Raw genomic sequence first — 20,371 nt, 5'->3', positions numbered from 1 at the left:
AACTCACGTACAATGCCGCCGAATTTTCGTACTAAGACTCATGGGGTTTTAGTTACACCACGACACCGTAGAGATGTGACATGTTCGACGCACTGTTTACCCTGAATGAAATGACAGCGGCTGGTCCTGGCCAATTGGCAGCCGCAGCCCTTGCTGTTGTATTGGCTGTATTTAGCCTCAGCAGTGGCGCATAAACGCTAAGAAGCGATGACGCCTGATCTAAAAAAGCCGCAACAGCGGCTTTTTTCATTTTTAGCTCATGGCACATTGAGCAGACTTAAATAACGCGAGAAAACTGCTGCTGGCGGGCTCTGTCACGCAAATAGGTATCAAAGCACATACAGATATTGCGGATCAGCAGGCGCCCTTTCAGCGTCACTTGAATATGGCTATCGTCTACCGTCACCAAATCATCATCGATAAAGCACTTCAGTAACGCTAAATCATCAGCAAAGTATTCATCAAACACCAGTGCGTAATCGCGCTCAATGACTTTCTTATCGAGAGAAAAATTACAAATCAGTGATTTGATCACTTCACGACGGAGCAAGTCATCGGCATCGAGCATCACGCCTTTCCACAGCGCATGGCGTTTATCTTCCACTTGCCCGTAATACTTCTTCAGTTCTTTCTGATTCTGAGCATAGCAATCCCCAATCATGGAAATGGCAGACACACCCAAACCCAGCAAGTCACAATCACCCTGCGTGGTATAGCCTTGGAAATTACGATGCAAAATACCTTCGCGTTGCGCGACCGCCAATTCATCATCAGGCAGCGCGAAATGGTCCATGCCAATAAATTGGTAGCCAGCGCCAGTCAGCGTACTGATGGTTTGCTCAAGCATGCCAAGACGCTCTTGCGGTGATGGCAGGTCGGCATCTTTGATTTTGCGTTGCGCGGCAAACAAGGCGGGTAAGTGCGCGTAATTGAACACGGACAAACGACCCGGTTGCATCTCTACCACTTGTTTGAGGGTCTTAGCGAATGTCTCACCGTTTTGGTGCGGCAGTCCATAAATCAAATCCAGATTGGTGGAACGAAAGCCCAAGGCCTTCGCTCGCACAACCAATGCTTTGATAAAATCTTCGTCCTGTTCACGGTTTACCGCTTTCTGAACCGTTTTATCAAAATCCTGCACACCGATACTTAAACGATTGAACCCTTCTGCACGCAGATGATCCATCATGTCGAGTTCGATTTCGCGCGGATCAACCTCGATGCTTATCTCGGCATCTTCGCTCAAACGAAACTCTTGACGCAGTAGACCCATCAATCGAGTGATTTGGGCTTTTGACAGGAATGTGGGGGTACCGCCCCCCCAATGAAGCTGAGTGACATGACGATCACCTAACAAGTAGGCTCGCTGACGGATTTCAATTTCAAGCGCATCGAGATAAGCATCGGCTTTGTGCGCATGACGAGTGATCACCTTGTTACACCCACAGTAGTAACAAAGGGTATGGCAGAACGGGATATGCACGTACAAAGACAAATTGCGCTCAGGATACTGCGCACACGCCATATCAAATTCTGCTGGAGTGAAAACTTCGTGAAATTCCAATGCGGTCGGGTAAGAGGTATAGCGCGGCCCTGAGTAGTTATACTTCTCAATAAGCGCCTGATCCCAAATGATTTGCTGCGTAGACATTTGTGTTCCCGCCAAAAATGAACAACCGGAGAGCATATTTTGACACACTCTCCGGTCGCGGATGAATCTTTCCCTTCTAGCCAAAGGGAAAACTGTTGGCTTGATCGTATCGATCAGCTCGCTAACGTACGAATCGGGGTCATTTTCGCCCCAGTAAACGCCAGTATTTCTTCCAGTTCGGTATGAATGGCCTGTTGAAGACGCGCTTCGGTTTTCATGCGTACCATGTTGTCTCGCATGCGTTCTTTCTTATCAATCGCTTTGCGCGCGTCGCCTCTAGGCATGTCCTTGACCACGTCATACAGTTCATACAATGCTGGGTAGCGCGTGGGGTAATCAACGCGCTTCTCCCCTTGGAGGTGATCCATGATCATAAAAAGACGAATAGCCGCTTCCGACAAATCACACTGCTCTTGCAGCGTTGCCATGGCAATCACATCCACACTTTCAATGATTTTGAGGTTACGTTTCTTAGTAGCAGCATCCATTTGCGCAGCCTGCAATTTGGTCTGATGACGTAATTTCGCCAACAGCCAGCCCGCGTAGATGGCTAACCCCAGAATAATGGCACCGCCTAGTGCCAACACACCTAAAGGAAGAGTCTCCAACATTTACTCCTGATCAAATTTGACGTTTTCAAACTCCGCCAGCAAATCATCATCGCCGCGACGTTTTGATTTCTTCGGTGCTTCTGTCTCGACTGGCTCTTCGTCTTCTTCAAACAAGCCCAGTTGGTTCATTAACACTTCAATGCGGTCGAGTTTCTCGTCAACGTAACTTTGCAGACCAGAACCTAGCTTCTCACCGTTTTCAATACGGTCAATCAACACATTGAGTTGTGCATCATTTTCCAGCATCTCCAGCTCTTTTTCAGCGCTAACACGACGCACTTTTTTGCCTGCTGCAGATTTAGGATGTGGTTTTTGCTCAACCACCAATGGAACCGCAGTTTTGCTGCCCAAGCGCGGGTCGCGCTTTTGCTGAGCAATGCGTTGTTGCTCGACCGTACCGTCTGAATGACGAGAACCGGCTTTTAAGCCTTTGCGCTTGTTTTTACGCTTGGCTGCCAGAGCCGCAATGTCATTATGACTTAATGAACGATCACTATATTGCGCTGGACCTTCAGAGCCAACTTTGCGGGCTTTCTTCTTGCGGGTCATTCGTTTTTCTTCCTCAGTAAAATTACGTCGTTACCAACAAAGTCCACGTCAAGACCATCACGGCCTGCCAAGAAGCAGAACGTTTCGCGACTGAAAAAACTCACGTGGGTTGGGTCATTCTTGTAGTGCCAATGCTTAAATGCATCAACATCAATAACGAGCTTGGTCATGATTGCCAACCAGCCTCCAGGCTTAACCAGGCTCAATAACTGTCCCCATTCCTTGTGAGGCATATAAAAGTGTTCAATCGCTTCGGTGCAGGTAACAAAATCATAGGTGGTACCAAGTACACTATGATCCGGCATGAAATAAGGATCATACAAGACCATTTTATGCCCTGCCTCTTCTAGCATCGCGGCCAATGCCGGCCCAGGGCCACACCCAAAGTCTAATCCTTCGAGTGGCGCACTACCGAGTTTTTCCAATAATGGATCGGCCAAGCGGCCTAAAAAACGGCGGTATCCCTCATCACCTATTTCATTTTCATGCTGTTGATATACCGCCTCTTCTTCTTTCGGTGACAGCCGACTAGCTGGGTCGGCAAACACCAACGAACAAGGCTCGCAACGGAAGTAGCGACGACGTTTATCCTGCTCAAAATCGACGACATGCGTCGACTGACAAAGCGGGCAATCAAGGGTCATTGAGGGTTTCTGCACCAGATTGAATGGCGGAAATGTAACAGAAAGCTGGATAAGAAAAAAGCGACAGGCAAAGCCTGTCGCTCTAGAGCGTTCTAATGAACGGATTATACCGCTTCAATCCCTAACAGTAATGCCACATCCCGGTGAACAAATTTCCGTTTGTATTGAGGGCGTCCTGCCGTTTTTTATTTGAGTATGACTCACAACATCCTGTCATCTTCACCATCCTGGTAGTGTCCTGACCACCGTCCAAGTGGTTGTCCGTTACCATGTGAATCCTTCACACTGTTGGTCATCCTGACGCAGCACATCCTGGTGACGAAGGCTTTCCAAGCCAAATTCCGTTTGAATCCTAATCGCAGCCCTGCGTTAGTCTTCCTGACTGTCCTTTTCCCTGTCGTGTTCCCAGTCGACATAAATAATTCTACGCCGATAAAAAATACAAAATAGGCGTCGACTCACATTTCAAACATACATTTTATTTCGAGAATTATTATCTAACTGAAAGGTAGGAGAAAAAAACAAAAACAGGCAAGTTTTAGGGAAGAATACTTACTAGAAGTTGGGCGATCACCTACAAAATAGCGCGTGAAAATGCTCGGCAGACATTGATATCTGAGTAACCTCAAGATGTATAATTCAGTGTTACGTCTAATAATATTGCTCTGGATATAGACGCAAAAAAGGCAGCCTCAGCTGCCTTTTGGAAACTTAACGAGCGAACAAATTAGTGCAAACCGCCAACGTATTGGGAAATAGCGTCGATCTCTTTGTCCGACAATTTGCTAGCAACGATACGCATCATACTATTCAAGTCGTTATTACGCTTCGCATCGCGGAACGCCATTAACTGAGCTGAGACGTATTCGGCATGCTGTCCAGAAATTTTAGGAAACCCTGACAGTGATGTGCCGTTACCACGTGGACCGTGACAAGCAATACACGCCGCAATGCCGCGCTCTGAATCACCCGCCAGATAAATCTGCTCACCGAGATCAACCGACGTTTCAGGTGTCGCACCTGGCTTGGCGGTTTGTGATGCGTAGTAAGCAGCGAGATCAGACATATCCTGTTCGGACAATGATGCCACCATGCCTGCCATTACTGCATTGTAACGGCCTTGCTCTCCACCCGTCGTCATACCGAGCTTAAAATCTTGAAGTTGCTTTAACAGGTATTTTTCGTGTTGACCTGCCAGAACGGGGTTTGCCGGAATGAGACTATTGCCGTCAGGACCGTGACATGCGGCACAAGTGGTTGATTTTGCTTTACCTGCTTCTGCATCACCCTGTGCATAGACGGTAAAACTCGCAATTAAAGTGAGTAGTAGCGCTAATTTCTTCATGACATTCCATTTATAATTATCAAGCTTCCAATACCACGATGCCCACGCCATCATGATACAATCATCGAGCAAAAACCGAGCACGGTCATTTTACACAATTTCACATAAAAGTAATCAGTCGACTACATAAAGTCGAGACGGAGTTAACAGTGAATCCTTCACTCAACTATCGCAACACACACTTTATCACCAGTGCCCCAGATATCAGGCACTTGCCGCCTGATACCGGTATAGAGGTCGCGTTCGCGGGACGCTCTAATGCTGGTAAATCTAGCTCAATTAATCGACTTTGTGATCATAAAAGCTTGGTTAAAGTGAGTAAAACGCCGGGTCGCACACAATTGATCAACTTATTTAAAGTGGATGAGGGATGTCACATTGTCGACTTGCCGGGCTATGGCTTCGCGCAAGTTCCACTGGAAATGAAGAAAAAATGGCAAAAATCACTGGGTGAATATTTACAAAAACGTGAGCAATTGAAAGGATTGGTCGTGTTGATGGATATTCGTCACCCGCTGAGAGAGCTTGATCAGCAGCTTATCTTTTGGGCGGTTGACTGCAACTTGCCAATTTTGGCGCTGCTAACCAAATGTGACAAACTAAAAAGTGGCGCACGTAAAGCAGAGTTAGCCAAGGTAAGAGAAGCCGCTCTAGATTTCGGTGGTAACGTACAAGTCGAACTCTACTCCTCGCTAAAAGGCATTGGCGTTGACATGCTGCGTAAGAAGCTAGATAGCTGGTATTTCCCCGTGTTTGAAATGGATGCAGAGACAACTGTCGACGCAGAAGAGAACGACGTTATCGCTACTAACGACGATTCAACGTCTAACCAGTAACCATCTCTTTGGTAAACCATAAGCTTTGTTGGATTTCAGACAAATAAAACCCCACCAGAAGGTGGGGTAACGGGAGAGAAATAGGAGGTTTTTTCTTATTCGTTATGAGTTGAGTGTCATCCATAATCTCCATCTCCGCAAGTTAGCCCTGCCGTTACGCTAAGTATTTTTGCCTTTCTTTACAGACAGATAATGTATTCAACCTCTGTAATGCACTGATTTTTAACATCTTGATTTTCTTATATGATACTTATTTTTTGTCGATAAATATCATTCCATTCACATACTCTGCCTGATCTTTATTCTGGAAGTGAATTACAATTTTAGCGGATAAAAAAAGACCGATCTGAATACTCAGATCGGTCACAAATAACGTGAAAGCCATCTGCCTAAAAAGCGTTGCAGACCACCCTAACCACATCAAGAACAAGAAGCAGCGGTCATTATAGCGCCGAGAAGTTTAAATTAAAGTAATTGCTCTAATCATGGGCGATAAATTATAACTCCTACACTACAAATAGATTAATTCATTGTTTTCAATGATTTTTATTCGATAATTGGAACTGAAGAGAAAACGGGTTTTCACAATAAAAAATGCCCCGGTCGACATTCATCGACCGGGGCTGCTGAATCAGCCAAATCCAATAACGTGAAACAAAAGGTCTGAAAGATAGAACATCTTACCTCTGTACCCTACGTCGCTAAATGTATATCAAATGGCCGATTAAGAAAACCCTTTACGTAGTTTTTTTTCATCAAATTATAAAAAATAGTGCTTTATGTATTCACAATGTTTCATGAAATCAATAAAAAAGCCCGTCTATACGGGCTTTTTTCGTTATGAAATTTAAGTGATTGTGTGATGGGTATCGACCATATGGTCGACTAATCAGTGTGCTTGATCCCAGTTTTCGCCTGTTCCAGAGTCTGCCACGAGAGGAACTTCAAGTAAGGCGGCAGATTCCATTAACTTACAAACCTGTTGCTCAACATCCGAAAGGTGTGCGATATCGACTTCCAGCACCAATTCATCGTGTACTTGCATGATCAAAGCAACACGACCTTCAGGCTGTTGTCCAATCCAACTGTCGACAAGAATCATCGCGCGTTTAATGATATCTGCCGCTGTTCCCTGCATCGGTGCGTTAATCGCAGCGCGTTCAGCCCCTTTACGGCGCATACCATTGCTTGAATTGATTTCTGGCAAGTGTAGTCGACGACCAAAAATAGTCTCTACATAACCTTGCTCGGCAGCCTGTAAACGCGTGGCTTCCATGTACTGACGCACGCCAGGATAACGTTCAAAATAACGCTCCATATATTGCTGCGCTTCGCCACGAGGAATTCCCAACTGTTTGGCCAAACCAAATGCACTCATGCCGTAGATTAAGCCAAAGTTAATGGCTTTAGCGCGACGGCGCATTTCACTGGTCACTTCACTAATATCAATCCCCATCACTTCTGCCGCCGTGGCACTGTGAATGTCTTTCCCGTTGCGGAAAGCTTCAAGCAATGCTTCATCGCCAGACAGATGCGCCATAATGCGAAGCTCGATTTGCGAGTAATCGACAGCAAGAATAGCTTTGCCCGGTGGTGCGATAAACGCCTGACGAATACGACGCCCTTCTTCATTACGAATAGGGATATTCTGCAAGTTTGGATCGGCCGAAGACAAACGACCTGTCGCAGTCACCGCTTGGTGATAAGAAGTATGCACGCGTTTGGTTTGCGGCTTCACCATCCTTGGCAGCTTGTCGGTGTAAGTCGACTTCAGCTTGGCTAGACCACGGTATTCGAGAATACATTTAGGCAGTGGGTAGTCCAGTGCCAACTCTTGCAGCACTTCTTCATTGGTTGACGGTGTGCCTGATGGGGTTTTCTTGACTACCGGCAGACCCATCTTTTCAAACAAAATGACTTGAAGCTGTTTTGGAGAGCTAAGATTGAACTCTTCTCCCGCCAACTCAAACGCTTGCTTTTCTAATTCATCAAGACGGATGGCAATTTCTTTCGATTGCGTAGCAAGCATGTCGGCATCGATCAAAACGCCATGACGCTCCATACGTGACAACACAGGAACAAGCGGCATTTCATATTGCTCGAAAATAACTTTAAGCTTTTCGTCTTGCAGCAAATGCGCCATCAACACATTGTGTAGGCGCAAGGTAACATCCGCATCTTCCGCGGCATACGGCGCGGCTTGTTCCATCTCAATTTGATTAAACGTCAGCTGCTTTTTACCTTTACCCGCAATTTCTTCGAAACTAATGCAAGCATGTTGCAGATAGCGTAATGCCAAACTGTCCATGTCATGACGCCCAGCCACACTATTAAACACATAAGATTCAAGCATGGTGTCGTACGCAATGCCCTTCATCTCAATGTCATAACGCGCCAATACGCTCGAATCATATTTCAGGTTCTGACCGACTTTGAGTGCACCGGCATCTTCTAGCCATGCTTTCATTTCTGCCAGCACCCAGTTTCTATCTAACTGTTGTGGCGCATCGAGATAATCGTGGGCAACAGGCAAGTAAGCCGCTTCACCTTCTGCAACGGCAAAAGAGAGGCCAACCAGATTGGCTTCCATGTAATCGAGGCTGTCAGTTTCTGTGTCAAACGCCACCACGTCAGCACTGCGCAGTTTGTCCATCCAAACGCGAAACGCTTCTTCGGTCAAAATGGTTTCGTACTTGCTGCGATCAATGCTTGCCGCTGAAAAGTTTACGTCTTCTTTTTTACCCGATGCTGAAGGCGTACCGGATGCGACCGCTCGCTCAGCGACAGCATCCATGCCAGCACTACCGCTTTGCGCTTCCGCTAACCAGCGCTTGAAATTAAGCTCAGTAAACAGCTCAACCAATTTGTCATTTTCAGGCGCACGGTTAGTCAATTGTTCGGGTGTAAATGGCAATTCACAATCTAACTTGATGGTGGCGAGTTGATACGAAAGGAACGCCCCATCTTTGTTGTCTTCTAGCTTCTTCGCCATGGTTTTAGAACCACGGAATCCAAGGTCGGCAATTTTATCAAGGTTCGCGTATAGCTCTTCTAATCCACCGATACCCGCGATCAAAGCCGTCGCGGTTTTATCACCCACACCAGGGACACCTGGGATGTTATCGACTTTGTCACCCATCAAAGCCAGATAATCGATGATGTACTCTGGGCCAAAACCATATTTATCATGCACGCCTTGTGGGGTCATGATGACATTGGTCATGGTATTAATGAGAGTGACATTCTCATCCACCAGCTGCGCCATATCTTTATCACCGGTACTGATCAGAATCGGCATACTGGCCTTGGAACCCTGCACGGCAAGCGTACCGATCACGTCATCTGCTTCGACACCGTCGATAACCAGCATTGGGAATCCCATAGCTTCAATGATTTTATGCAATGGCGCTATCTGACCGCGCAGGTCATCCGGCATCGGCGGACGATGTGCTTTATATTCGGCATACATGTCGTCACGAAAGGTTTTACCTTTAGCATCGAAAATCACGGTCACATTGGATGTCGGATACTGTTTGACCAGACTACGTAGCATGTTAACCACGCCATAAATCGCACCTGTTGGCTCGCCATTGGCGTTAGTCAAACTAGGGGATGCGTGGTACGCGCGATAAAGATAAGAGGAGCCGTCGACCAGAATCAACGGACTGTCAGAAGTCGTCGCCATAACGTTATAAGCTAACCAGAAAATGATTGATGGGCTAGGATGCCACGACTGGCGAATTCTGTTAACCCGCGATTTCGATTTCTATGGCTAAGAAAGCAAGTCACGCTTCGATTCATACCCTCACATTTATTTTCATATCGACCTACAGACTCATTATCAAACTGCCCTGTGCATAAACACTTTCCCGCCCATGACACCCACCTTTCGCTGTGGATAACTTTGTTAGTATTTATTTTTGGCAATTCAGATCATGTGTGAAAAACGCACAAAATCAAAAAATATATCTTTTGTTTTTATGCACTTAACTCTAAGTCATTGATCCGGATCAGGATCGTGCGGAGATCATCGACTGTGGAAAAAGAAATTGACCACCGATCAAAGCAACCTTGCATCTTTTACAATACCGTTCTCTAAGGTTGTGATCAGCGTGAATTCAAATCACCATCGTTTTGCTCATAGACTACGCTTGATCTGGCTATTAACTCGGCGGCGATCCACGCTTTCGCCGCAAGATGATTTCTTGCAACGAGGACACATTTATGAAAAAGGTGGCTGTCATCCTGTCAGGATGTGGTTTTTATGATGGTTCGGAAATTCAAGAATCGGTGTTGTCGCTTCTTGCGATAGAGCAAGCGGGTGCAAGCTGGCATTGCTTTGCGCCTGATGAAGAGCAATTTCATGTCATTAACCACCATGCAGGCGAGGAATCAGGCGACACACGTAACGCCTTGCAAGAAGCTGCGCGTATTTGTCGTGGCGATATTGCCCCAATATCCACGTTGAACCCGGATGACTTTGATGCCCTGCTCTTACCTGGCGGTTTTGGTGTAGCAAAAAATCTCAGTGATTTTGCCAACACAGGCGTATCCATGAGCATTCAAGAAGACGTTCTGCGTGTTTGTAAAGCGTTCGCAAGCGCTGAAAAACCAGCGGGCTATATTTGTATTTCCCCGATCTTGATACCAAAGGTGTATGGCCCAGGCGCGAAAGGGACCATAGGAACAGACCCCGAGACGGCAGCAGCATTTAATGCCATGGGCGGTGAACATGTTAATTGTCCCGTTGATGACTTCGTGCTTGATCAAAGCCGACGCTTGCTTTCCACTCCTGCCTATATGCTTGCTACATCGGTGAGTGAAGCGGCTTCTGGGATCAATAAACTGGTCGATAAACTCGTGGATATGGCGTGAAAGACGTTTGATATGACATGAGTAAAAAAGCGAAGAAGAAAAAGAAGTAGAAGAAGAAAGAAAAAAGCGACGCCGAGTTGGCGTCGCCTGCATCAGAAAACTGCACTACGTAAGCAGATTCATGCAAATACATTTACTGGAAACAATGTGAGCAATGTCGTGTGTTCTCTGGTGAAGATTGCCTTCGCCATCGAACGAAATAAATACTAATCATTCTCATTAGCGTTTACAAGTTATTATTACTGCTTTATTTTTGCTCATTCATAATGTGTGATTTTCTTCACAAAATGCAGGCGGTATTGATCCAGTGAGTCTTTTTTCTCTAAGTGCTCAATCAAGTAATGGTTATTGAGTAGCAAACAAAGCATGCCCGCAAAGCAATTACGCGATTTCACACGCAAGCTGGTGTAGCCATGTTGAGCGACCCAGCGCTCTTGCGAATGCAACAGCGCCTGTGCGATACCACGACGGCGACCTTTACGGGTGACGCCACCTAGCCAGCTATAGAAACAATCTTCATCCAATTGATAACCCACTTTCACCCCACAGCTTTCCCCATCTTGTTCTGCAATCAGCACCAAAAAGGGCTTGTCACCAATACGTTTTTTAAGTGAAACCAGCGTTTCCTCACGGGAAAATTCATCGATTTGACCGAGTACGTTGATGGCATCGGCCAGCGTGCCTTCTCGAATGATCATGGGTGTATCCTTATTTGATCAGCACTCATGTGCTTTTTCTCCGAGTATAGGCGAACAGACAAAAAAAAAGCCGATCAAACGATCGGCTCTATTACCCTCAATCTTATATGCAGGCAGACGCTAAACCAGCTTGGCCTGCGCTGTCTCGTTAACCTTAGTCATGCGACCCACAAGATAATTCAACAACACGCCATACATAGGTACAAACAGGCCAAGGCTTATGATGAGCTTAAAGACGTAATCGACAATGGCGATTTCCGTCCAGTTAGCCGCCATGAAGGCATCAGGGCTGTTGTAAAACGCGATGGCAAAGAAAGCCAAGGTATCAAGCGCGTTACCAAACACGGTTGAACAGCTAGGTGCTACCCACCATTTTTTTGTCTGGCGTAGGCGATTGAACACATGAATATCGAGGATCTGACCAAGCATGTAAGCCATGAAGCTTGCCACGGCAATACGCGCCACAAAGAGGTTAAACTCCGTGAGGTGCGCGAGTCCTTGATACTGTCCTTGATAGAACAACACCGACAACACATAAGAGATCAACAGTGATGGCACCATCACGCTGAAAATGATCTTACGTGCCATGCCTGCACCAAAAATACGAACAGTCAGATCGGTCGCCAGAAAGATAAACGGAAAGGTAAATGCGCCCCATGTGGTGTGAAAACCAAAAATGGTGAACGGCAGCTGTACCAGATAATTGCTAGACGCAATGATAACGAGGTGGAAAACCACCAAATAGGAAAGGGCGTTGCGCTGTTGCGCGGGCGTAAAAGTGCTCATTTGGAACCTTTTTGTCATTGGGGGCGAGGGAACCCAAACGTACTTATTATGCCGAGTATTCTACTCGACACCGTATTTTTCTGCTTCGCGGTGCAGTTGCATAACGCAAAGAAGGTGGCGAATTATACAGCATTTTTTTGGCTTGCCAACTGTCGTCGCGTCGCCGTGGTATCACGAAAAGGCGAGTTGTCTACTTAACCAGCGATGCAAAAACAGTAGTTCTTCATCGCCTTCTTTACCAAGGCGCTCTAACCACACACTGGCACTGTAATGCTCAGCTTTGAGCATAAAGGTGACGCCTTCAAAGTCGACCAACCATGTGTGCAGATCGGCATCGGTTTGCTTATCCTGCGCGTTGGCGTCAATCAGTTGGCAAAACCTATCTAGCATAGCTTCTGCGTTGTCGAAATCCATCCCATCCGCGGCCAACACCAAACGCCCTTCATTGGCGTCAAAATGCGATAACCTAAATCGTGGTTTATCCATAACTCGCATCATCCGTGTCGAGCGTGATGTGATCTTCAATCACGTCCAAAAATACATGGCCGTATTTTTCTAGCTTGCGCTGACCCACGCCATTGACCGCCAGCAATTCACCTTGCGAGGTCGGGATCATTTCAGCCATTTCAATCAAAGTGGCATCGTTAAACACCACATACGGCGGGATGTCTTCTTTATCTGCAATCGCTTTGCGCAGTTTACGGAGTTTGGCGAACAGCTTTTTGTCGTAATTGCGTTTGCCAAGCTTGTCGGCTTTACTACGTGGTGACAGACCGAGTCTTGGCACGGCAAGTTCAAGCGATGTTTCACCGCGCAAGACAGGACGTGCTTCTTCAGTCAGTTGCAGCACAGAACTTCGTGCAATGTTTTGCATCAGGTAACCGCGATGGATCAGCTGACGGAAAATGCTGACCCAATACTCATGACTGTGGTCTTTGCCCAGTCCATAAGTGCTGATCTTCTCGTGCCCGTGCTCTTTGATGCGCTGGTTTTGCATACCGCGCAGCACTTCAACCGTGTAACCCACACCAAAGCTCTGATTCACGCGATACACACATGACAGGGCTTTTTGCGCTTGCTCTGTACCGTCAAACAGCGTGGGCGGATCTAAGCAAATATCGCAGTTACCGCAGGGTTTCTCGCGATATTCACCAAAGTAATTCAATAACACCAGCCGGCGACAGGTTAGCGCCTCAGCAAACGCGCCCATGGCATTAAGCTTGTGGCTTTCCACCTGCTTCTGTGGCCCTTCTGGCTTTTCTTCCAAACAGCGATGCAACCAGCCGATATCCGACGGGTCATAAAACATCACCGCTTCGGCGGGCAAACCATCACGCCCAGCACGTCCGGTTTCCTGATAATAGGATTCGATGTTGCGTGGAATATCATGGTGAACCACAAAACGCACATTGGGTTTATTAATCCCCATGCCGAACGCAACCGTTGCCACCACAATTTGCACGTCATCGCGCTGAAAGGCTTCTTGCACCCAAGCGCGTTGTTCATTGCTCATGCCTGCATGATAGGCCGCTGCGCGTAAATTTTGATCGCACAGCTTTTCGGCCACCTGCTCGACCTTCTTGCGGCTGCTGCAATAAATGATGCCGCTTTGTCCGCTTTGCCCGGCGAGAAACTGGGTCAATTGCGCCAGCGGCTTATGCTTTTCCACCAAGGTGTAGCGAATATTGGGGCGATCAAAACTACCAAGGAAAGAGTGCGGAGCATCCAACGCAAGACGCGAACAAATATCCTGACGCGTGGCGTCATCTGCGGTGGCGGTCAACGCCATCACAGGCACATTCGGGAAATGCTGTTTTAGGCTACCCAGTTGCGCATATTCGGGACGAAAATCGTGTCCCCATTGAGAGATACAGTGTGCTTCATCCACAGCGATCAAGGCTATCTTTACCGTTTGCAAACGTTCGATAAAGTCACGCATCAACACGCGCTCAGGCGAGACATATAAAAGCGAGAGGTTACCCTCGCGCAGTGCTTGCCATGTTGCTGCTTGTGCTTCTGGGAGCATGGAGGAGTTAATACACGACGCTTGCACGCCGTTCGCAAGCAGTTGGTCGACCTGATCTTTCATCAGCGAAATAAGCGGAGAGATAACAATCGTCAAGCCATCGCGCACCAAAGCAGGAATTTGGTAGCACAGGCTTTTACCGCCACCCGTTGGCATGATGACAAGGCAGTCTTGACCCGCGATAGCGGCATCAATGACTTCCTTCTGACCGTCTCGGTAGCTGTGATAGCCAAACACCGACTGCAAAACAGATTCGTCTTGTGCCAGTTCCAGCGTTTGCGCGGCAGAATCAGTGACGGTCATGATGCCTCTCTTCAATGAATTGGCGCTCATTCTAAACGCCCTGCGCCAATGTTGAAAGCCATGCCGTTGTTGCACACGATTTTCTCATCAATATGTCACCTTTAAGGTGTGCTTAGCGATACATCCTCCATATACTGATTGATGCAGCTAAACCGTTTATATTTGATGACCATTCAGCACTACCACGCTAGATAAGCCATCAATACCCCTTATTTTTCGCTGCCCGCGCCGCCTTTAGGCGGTTTTTGCTCTTTGTCGTAATTTGTATGTTGAGATCTTGCAGTGAATGATGCGCAACAAACCCGCCGAGGCATATTTCTTGCCATTGGCGCCTATAGCATGTGGGGTATTGCCCCGATCTACTTTAAAGCGTTAACTGACGTCCCGGCATTGGAGGTCGTGATGCACCGTGTGCTGTGGTCGTTTTTCTTTCTCGCCATCATAGTGAAAATGAGTGGCAGCTTTGCCCGCGTAAAACTGCTACTCAAAGATACCAAGCGTTTAGCACTTTTAACCGTCACTGCCGTGGTTATTGCCGCCAACTGGCTCATTTTCATATGGGCCGTGGGCAACAACCTCATGTTAGACGCAAGCCTTGGCTACTTCATCAACCCACTCTTTAATGTGGTGTTAGGCATGGTATTTCTCGGCGAACGCTTCCGACGATTGCAATGGGTCGCCGTGGCACTGGCCTTTTCTGGTGTGGCTATTCAAGTTATCACTTTTGGCTCATTGCCTTGGGTTGCGTTGGTGTTGGCGGGCAGTTTTGGCTGCTACGGTCTGTTGCGAAAGAAAATCAATGTGGATGCAGCCACCGGACTATTCATTGAAACCGCAGTGTTATTGCCAGCGTCAGCAATCTATTTGCTCTTTATTGCCGACAGCGCGACCTCAAACATGCTCGACAACAGTTGGAGCATGAACCTGCTACTGATCGCCGCAGGTATCGTCACGACCTTGCCATTGTTGTGCTTTAACGGCGCAGCCACCAAATTGCGCTTATCAACACTGGGCTTTTTCCAATACATCGGCCCAACCATTATGTTTTTTTTGGCCGTGGGCATTTATACCGAACCGTTCACCGCGGATAAGGCCACCACCTTTGCCTTTATCTGGACAGCGCTGGCTATCTTCACGTTTGACGCAGTCAGACAACAAAAGAAAAAGCGCAAGTTAAACACTCCATCTTGATATTTCGGCACCGCAAGGTGCCGTTTTTTTATACCCGCAATATTTTTCTATCCTTCTGCCTTCACAGAGAAAAATTGACATCCTGCCTCGTTAATCCGACACACTTCTCGCTCATTAGCGAACTATACTCAGAGGCTAACCGTTCGTGCGTTAAAAGGAATTAGAATGAAAAAGCCCCCGACTCGACTCTTGTCCGCATTGGCACTTAGCTTAATGATGACAGGGACTGCCAACGCGACTGCTGAAGGTCAAATCACCGATGCTATCGCGCCCGAACTTGCCACAGGCAGCGTGATGCGAAAGAGCGTAAAAGGCACGCAATGGATGGTGGCGTCGGCCAATCCTCATGCCAGCAAAGCCGCCGAGTCCATTCTAAAAAAAGGCGGCAATGCGATTGATGCCATGGTCGCGGTGCAAACCGTGCTGGGCTTGGTTGAACCGCAAAGCTCTGGCATTGGTGGCGGTGCTTTTTTGGTGTATTGGGATAATAAGGCACAAGCCTTAACCACGTTTGACGGGCGTGAAACCGCGCCAATGGCAGCAACGCCAACACTATTTCTTGATGACAATGGTCAGCCGTTGAAATTCTATGACGCCGTCGTTGGTGGGCTGTCCGTCGGCACGCCGGGTACGTTGCGTTTAATGCATGATACCCACGCTAAGTATGGCGACCTGTCTTGGCGCGCCGTGCTCACCCCGGCTATTGAACTGGCACAAGCCGGTTTTGAGGTGTCACCGCGTTTGGCGGCGCTGATTGAAGGCGATGCTGATAGGCTGCGCCGCTACCCTGCGACTCACCAATATTTCTTTGACGACAACGGTAACCCTCTGAGCATTGGCGATCGTTTAGTGAACCTCGAATACGCCAGCACCTTGAAAATGGTGGCAGAGGATGTCGACAACTTCTACCAAGGCCCCATCGCTGATGACATTGTCGCGACCGTCCAAAACGCGGCGGGCAACCCCGGCGTATTGAGTAAAAAAGATTTGGCCGATTACCGCATTGTTGAACGCCAACCTGTCTGCGCCCCTTATCGTCAATATCGAGTCTGCGGCATGGGACCGCCGACCTCAGGCGCGATTACCGTTGGGCAAATCCTTGGCATTTTGAGCAACTTCCCACTGAAAGACCTCGGCAAAGACTCCCCTGAAAGCTGGCGTTTAATGGGTGATGCCTCTCGTTTGGCATTTGCCGACCGCGGACGCTATATCGCAGACACTGACTATGTGCCAGTGCCAACCGAAGGCTTGTTAGCACCCGAATACTTGAAAGCACGCGCGGCATTGATCCCTGCTGAAGGTGCCATGACTGATGTGTCCCCCGGCATGCCACAATTTAGCCATGCGATGAAAGCGCCGGCATTGGCCGACGATCAGTCCATCGAACTGCCATCCACCAGCCATTTTTCCATTGTGGATAAAGCGGGCAACATTGTCTCCATCACCACCACCATTGAAAACGGCTTTGGCTCGCGCTTAATGACCCGTGGTTTCTTGCTCAACAACGAGTTAACGGATTTCTCCTTTGCCACACAAAAAGACGGCGTGCCTATCGCAAACCGCATTGAGCCGGGTAAACGCCCCCGTTCATCCATGGCGCCCACCATTGTCATGCGTGATGGTAAACCATACATGGCGGTAGGCTCACCGGGTGGCAGTCGCATCATCGGTTATGTTGCCAAAACACTGGTCGCGCATCTTGATTGGGGTTTAGACATTCAATCAGCCATCGACTTACCGCATCTCGTCAATCGCTTTGGCACTTTTGATCTCGAGGCAGGGACGGATGCAGAAAGTTTCAAACCTGCACTTGAAGAAATGGGATATAACGTCAATATTCGTGACTTAACATCAGGCATTCACGGTATTGTTATCGACAGTGGTGCATTGGAAGGCGGTGCCGACCCAAGGCGCGAAGGGCTGGTCACTGCACAGTAACCCGTTAAGCCCCCTCAGGAGAATATGAATGTTACGTAAAATCAATACGATGGCACTTTGTGCCATTCTCGCAACAGCAGCAGTACCTGCTCAAGCACTTAGCTTGGACAGCCTACTCGGTGAAGCGAACAAAGAAGCCAGTAATTTACTCAATGGCGTAGACACAAAAACGGCAGATAACCCACTCACGTCGTTGCTGTCGACAGATCTTGGCGTCAATGACAAGCAAGCAGCAGGCGGTGCGGGAGCCCTACTTGCCATGGCTTACCAATCCCTAGGGGAAGAACAAAGCGGTGAGTTACTCAAGATGGTGCCGGGCATGGATTCTTTGACGGGGATGATTCCAGACGATCTCGCCAGTAACCTTGGCAACTTAGAGTCCGTCGACAAAGTCTTCGGTGTACTTGGCTTAGATCCAGGCATGGTACAAAAATTTGCCCCAGTGATACTCAAGTATTTGACCGGTGAAGGCGCCAGCGAATCGCTCATTAGCGGTTTAACGGACGCTTGGGGCGCAGCAAAATAATCTGTCTCTTGTTTCCATTCTCTTTAACTTGAGTGCGATACAAGAACCAACAGACGAAAAAGAAGGGGTGGCCTAAGCCACCCCTTCTTTTTACTGTCGTTTTTCCATGCCTTAACGTTTTGCTTTTAGCTTTTGGCTTTTGGCTTTTGGCTTTTAGAGCATGGCGCTTAACAGTGTCTGCCGTTACATCGCTTCTAGCTTGGCATATTGCGTCACCAACCACTTGATCCCTTCGCCATTAAAGGCGACCTGCACACGGCTTTGATTGCCGCTGCCTTCAAAATTGATGATCGTACCTTCACCAAATTTTGGATGCTGAACACGCTGGCCGAGATTAAAGCCCGTTTGATTGAAATTCTGCTGAGTCTGCGTTTGAGAGAAACGACCACTCGCCGCAGCGGGACGCGACACCTTAGCGCGCATACGCACTTCTTCTAGGCACTCTTCAGGCAATTCACGAATGAAGCGTGACGCTTTGTGGAACATGTCCTTGCCATACACACGGCGCATTTCAGCATGGGTGATAAACAGCTTTTTCATGGCGCGCGTCATGCCCACGTAGCAAAGGCGACGCTCTTCTTCGAGGCGCCCCGCTTCTTCGGATGACATTTGGCTCGGGAACATGCCCTCTTCCACACCAACCATAAACACCAACGGGAATTCCAACCCTTTGGCGCTGTGAAGTGTCATCAGCTGCACGGCATCATCAAATTCATCCGCCTGCCCTTCACCAGCTTCCAAGGCAGCATGAGACAAGAAGGCCGATAGCGGCGTCATGTCGTCTTGCACCTCTTCCGGCGCTTCATACTGGCGGGTTGCGGTGACAAGTTCTTCCAAGTTATCAATACGTGCCTGCGCTTTCTCGCCTTTTTCGGCTTCGTACATCGCGCGCAAGCCCGAATGCTGGATCACGTAATCGGTTTGCTGGAACAGCGCCATCTCACGCGTCTCGTCTTCTAACGCATTGACCAATTCAACAAAACGACGCAGTGAATTGGCCGCACGTCCCGCCAACACTTGCTCTTCCAACAACTGAGTACTGGCTTCCCACATGGTCGCGCCACGATCACGCGCCGCCAAACGAATGGTTTCCAAGGTGCGATCGCCCATTCCACGTGTTGGTGTGTTGATCACACGCTCAAAGGCAGCATCATCAAAACGGTTCGCCATCAAACGCAGGTATGCCAGCGCATCTTTGATTTCCTGACGCTCGAAGAATCGCATACCACCATAAATTCGATAAGGCAGCCCTGTTTGAATCAAGGCTTCTTCCAGCACGCGAGATTGGGCGTTGTTGCGATATAGCATGGCACAATCGTTCAATGCGCCGCCTTCGTCATGCCAAGATTTGATTTTACCGACGACAAAGCGAGCCTCATCCAACTCATTAAATGCACTGTATACGGAAATTAATTCACCTTCGTGACCGTCGGTCCACAGGCTCTTACCCATACGTTCCGAGTTGTTGGTGATCAGATGGTTTGACGCCTTCAAAATGTTGCCCGTGGAACGGTAGTTCTGCTCAAGACGAATGGTCTTCGCGCCAGCAAACTCATCAAGGAAGCGTTGAATGTTTTCGATCTTAGCGCCACGCCAGCCGTAGATAGACTGATCGTCATCGCCCACAATCATCACATTGGCTTGCGTGCCAGCCATCATGCGCAGCCAAGCGTATTGAATGTTGTTGGTATCTTGGAACTCGTCGACCAAAATATGCTGAAAACGCGCCTGATAGTGCTCACGAATATGGGTTTTATCGCGCAATAACTCGTGGCAACGCAGCAAAAGCTCCGCGAAATCCACCAGTCCTGAACGGTCACACGCTTCTTGATAAGCGCTATAAACACGTAACCAGGTTTTTTCGACGGGATCGAACTGCGCATCAATATGATGTGGCCGTAAGCCCTCGTCTTTTTTGGCATTGATGTACCACGATGCTTGGCGCGCAGGCCAGTGTTTCTCATCAAGGTTTTGTGCTTTTATCAAGCGACGCAGCAGACGCTGTTGATCGTCAGAATCCAGAATTTGAAAATCTTGCGGTAAATTCGCATCAAGATGGTGAGCACGCAGAATACGGTGACACAAGCCATGGAAGGTACCGCACCACAATCCTGATGACGTCCCCTGCATCAGTTGGTCGATACGCCCACGCATCTCCGCTGCCGCTTTATTGGTAAAAGTCACCGCCAGTACTGAAAACGGCGAGGCATGCTCCACTTTCATCAACCAGGCAATGCGATGAACAAGCACTCGGGTTTTGCCACTACCCGCGCCAGCGAGTACCAGATAGTTGCCGAGCGGCGCGGCCACGGCTTCGCGTTGTTTGTCGTTAAGACCGTCAATCAGGTAGGATACGTCCATCGTTCATTCACTGGTTATTTATACACTGGTT

Annotated in this window: 16 protein-coding genes; 5 read left to right on the top strand and 11 right to left on the bottom strand. The window is 48.2% G+C overall.

All coding sequences use genetic code 11. The features are described from left to right. Nucleotides 1-277: 277 nt before the first annotated feature. From hemN to ACED36_RS16630, 5 genes are all read right to left on the bottom strand, one after another. A complete protein-coding gene (gene hemN / locus ACED36_RS16650; RefSeq protein WP_371733551.1) occupies nt 278-1,651 on the bottom strand; it encodes an oxygen-independent coproporphyrinogen III oxidase in 1,374 nt (457 codons plus the stop codon). 113 nt (nt 1,652-1,764) lie between these two features. Then, nucleotides 1,765-2,262, bottom strand: a complete 498-nt coding sequence (locus tag ACED36_RS16645; RefSeq protein ID WP_016959462.1) for a DUF2489 domain-containing protein — start codon at nt 2,260-2,262, stop codon at nt 1,765-1,767. Next, complete coding sequence (yihI, locus tag ACED36_RS16640; protein WP_016959463.1) at nt 2,263-2,811, bottom strand: Der GTPase-activating protein YihI; 549 nt, start codon at nt 2,809-2,811, stop codon at nt 2,263-2,265. Continuing rightward, nucleotides 2,808-3,455 (bottom strand): class I SAM-dependent methyltransferase, encoded by a 648-nt coding sequence (locus ACED36_RS16635; protein WP_016959464.1) that lies wholly within the window; start codon nt 3,453-3,455, stop codon nt 2,808-2,810. Before ACED36_RS16635 ends, yihI begins: the two co-directional genes overlap by 4 nt. Before the next feature lie 727 nt (nt 3,456-4,182). Next, entirely contained in the window at nt 4,183-4,800 is a 618-nt protein-coding gene (locus ACED36_RS16630; protein ID WP_017004998.1) for a cytochrome c, read from the bottom strand. Nucleotides 4,801-4,949: 149 nt separating this feature from the next. Here ACED36_RS16630 and yihA point away from each other — a divergent pair, with 149 nt between their 5' ends. Continuing rightward, nucleotides 4,950-5,636, top strand: coding sequence for a ribosome biogenesis GTP-binding protein YihA/YsxC (gene yihA / locus ACED36_RS16625; protein WP_016959466.1), 687 nt, complete (start codon nt 4,950-4,952; stop codon nt 5,634-5,636). Between the two features lie 889 nt (nt 5,637-6,525). Here the strand turns inward: yihA and polA are convergent. Further along, complete coding sequence (gene polA / locus ACED36_RS16620) at nt 6,526-9,321, bottom strand: DNA polymerase I (protein ID WP_017005000.1); 2,796 nt, start codon at nt 9,319-9,321, stop codon at nt 6,526-6,528. 539 nt (nt 9,322-9,860) lie between these two features. Between polA and elbB the strand changes: the two genes are divergently transcribed. Beyond that, nucleotides 9,861-10,511, top strand: coding sequence for an isoprenoid biosynthesis glyoxalase ElbB (elbB, locus tag ACED36_RS16615; RefSeq protein ID WP_016959470.1), 651 nt, complete (start codon nt 9,861-9,863; stop codon nt 10,509-10,511). A gap of 257 nt (nt 10,512-10,768) precedes the next feature. On the opposite strand, the gene ACED36_RS16610 is transcribed toward elbB, so the two are convergent. The 4 genes from ACED36_RS16610 to recQ form a co-directional block, all read right to left on the bottom strand. Continuing rightward, complete coding sequence (locus ACED36_RS16610) at nt 10,769-11,209, bottom strand: GNAT family N-acetyltransferase (protein WP_016959471.1); 441 nt, start codon at nt 11,207-11,209, stop codon at nt 10,769-10,771. A gap of 120 nt (nt 11,210-11,329) precedes the next feature. Beyond that, nucleotides 11,330-11,995 (bottom strand): 7-cyano-7-deazaguanine/7-aminomethyl-7-deazaguanine transporter, encoded by a 666-nt coding sequence (locus ACED36_RS16605; RefSeq protein ID WP_016959472.1) that lies wholly within the window; start codon nt 11,993-11,995, stop codon nt 11,330-11,332. A gap of 171 nt (nt 11,996-12,166) precedes the next feature. Next, nucleotides 12,167-12,481, bottom strand: a complete 315-nt coding sequence (locus tag ACED36_RS16600; protein ID WP_016959473.1) for a DUF3630 family protein — start codon at nt 12,479-12,481, stop codon at nt 12,167-12,169. Continuing rightward, on the bottom strand, nt 12,474-14,324 hold the full coding sequence (gene recQ / locus ACED36_RS16595) for an ATP-dependent DNA helicase RecQ (RefSeq protein ID WP_029486334.1): 1,851 nt from the start codon (nt 14,322-14,324) through the stop codon (nt 12,474-12,476). The genes ACED36_RS16600 and recQ overlap by 8 nt, the downstream gene beginning before the upstream one ends. A gap of 282 nt (nt 14,325-14,606) precedes the next feature. Between recQ and rarD the strand changes: the two genes are divergently transcribed. From rarD to ACED36_RS16580, 3 genes are all read left to right on the top strand, one after another. After that, the gene (gene rarD, locus ACED36_RS16590; RefSeq protein ID WP_016959475.1) at nt 14,607-15,515 is read left to right on the top strand and encodes an EamA family transporter RarD; all 909 of its coding nucleotides are present in this window, start codon (nt 14,607-14,609) and stop codon (nt 15,513-15,515) included. Nucleotides 15,516-15,680: 165 nt separating this feature from the next. Beyond that, nucleotides 15,681-17,453 carry a gamma-glutamyltransferase gene (gene ggt, locus ACED36_RS16585; protein WP_016959476.1) on the top strand — a complete coding sequence of 591 codons (1,773 nt, stop codon included), beginning with the start codon at nt 15,681-15,683 and terminating at the stop codon, nt 17,451-17,453. Nucleotides 17,454-17,481: 28 nt separating this feature from the next. Beyond that, complete coding sequence (locus ACED36_RS16580; protein ID WP_016959477.1) at nt 17,482-17,979, top strand: DUF2780 domain-containing protein; 498 nt, start codon at nt 17,482-17,484, stop codon at nt 17,977-17,979. A 183-nt stretch (nt 17,980-18,162) separates the two neighbouring features. On the opposite strand, the gene uvrD is transcribed toward ACED36_RS16580, so the two are convergent. Next, entirely contained in the window at nt 18,163-20,340 is a 2,178-nt protein-coding gene (gene uvrD / locus ACED36_RS16575) for a DNA helicase II (protein ID WP_371733550.1), read from the bottom strand. Nucleotides 20,341-20,371 lie beyond the last annotated feature (31 nt).

The sequence above is a fragment of the Enterovibrio sp. FF113 genome, assembly GCF_041439165.1.
In the GTDB taxonomy this organism is placed as follows: Bacteria; Pseudomonadota; Gammaproteobacteria; order Enterobacterales; family Vibrionaceae; genus Enterovibrio; species Enterovibrio norvegicus_A.
This window is presented reverse-complemented; position numbering and strand designations above follow the sequence as displayed.

Bases quoted from the DNA above. Each gene is read 5' to 3' on its own strand.
- uvrD (WP_371733550.1), bottom strand. From the start codon at position 20,340: ATGGACGTATCCTACCTGATTGACGGTCTTAACGACAAACAACGCGAA.
- ACED36_RS16610 (WP_016959471.1), bottom strand. From the start codon at position 11,209: ATGATCATTCGAGAAGGCACGCTGGCCGATGCCATCAACGTACTCGGT.
- ACED36_RS16645 (WP_016959462.1), bottom strand. From the start codon at position 2,262: ATGTTGGAGACTCTTCCTTTAGGTGTGTTGGCACTAGGCGGTGCCATT.
- recQ (WP_029486334.1), bottom strand. From the start codon at position 14,324: ATGACCGTCACTGATTCTGCCGCGCAAACGCTGGAACTGGCACAAGAC.
- ACED36_RS16605 (WP_016959472.1), bottom strand. From the start codon at position 11,995: ATGAGCACTTTTACGCCCGCGCAACAGCGCAACGCCCTTTCCTATTTG.
- hemN (WP_371733551.1), bottom strand. From the start codon at position 1,651: ATGTCTACGCAGCAAATCATTTGGGATCAGGCGCTTATTGAGAAGTAT.
- ACED36_RS16600 (WP_016959473.1), bottom strand. From the start codon at position 12,481: ATGGATAAACCACGATTTAGGTTATCGCATTTTGACGCCAATGAAGGG.
- polA (WP_017005000.1), bottom strand. From the start codon at position 9,321: ATGGCGACGACTTCTGACAGTCCGTTGATTCTGGTCGACGGCTCCTCT.
- ACED36_RS16580 (WP_016959477.1), top strand. From the start codon at position 17,482: ATGTTACGTAAAATCAATACGATGGCACTTTGTGCCATTCTCGCAACA.
- ggt (WP_016959476.1), top strand. From the start codon at position 15,681: ATGAAAAAGCCCCCGACTCGACTCTTGTCCGCATTGGCACTTAGCTTA.
- ACED36_RS16630 (WP_017004998.1), bottom strand. From the start codon at position 4,800: ATGAAGAAATTAGCGCTACTACTCACTTTAATTGCGAGTTTTACCGTC.
- elbB (WP_016959470.1), top strand. From the start codon at position 9,861: ATGAAAAAGGTGGCTGTCATCCTGTCAGGATGTGGTTTTTATGATGGT.
- ACED36_RS16635 (WP_016959464.1), bottom strand. From the start codon at position 3,455: ATGACCCTTGATTGCCCGCTTTGTCAGTCGACGCATGTCGTCGATTTT.
- yihI (WP_016959463.1), bottom strand. From the start codon at position 2,811: ATGACCCGCAAGAAGAAAGCCCGCAAAGTTGGCTCTGAAGGTCCAGCG.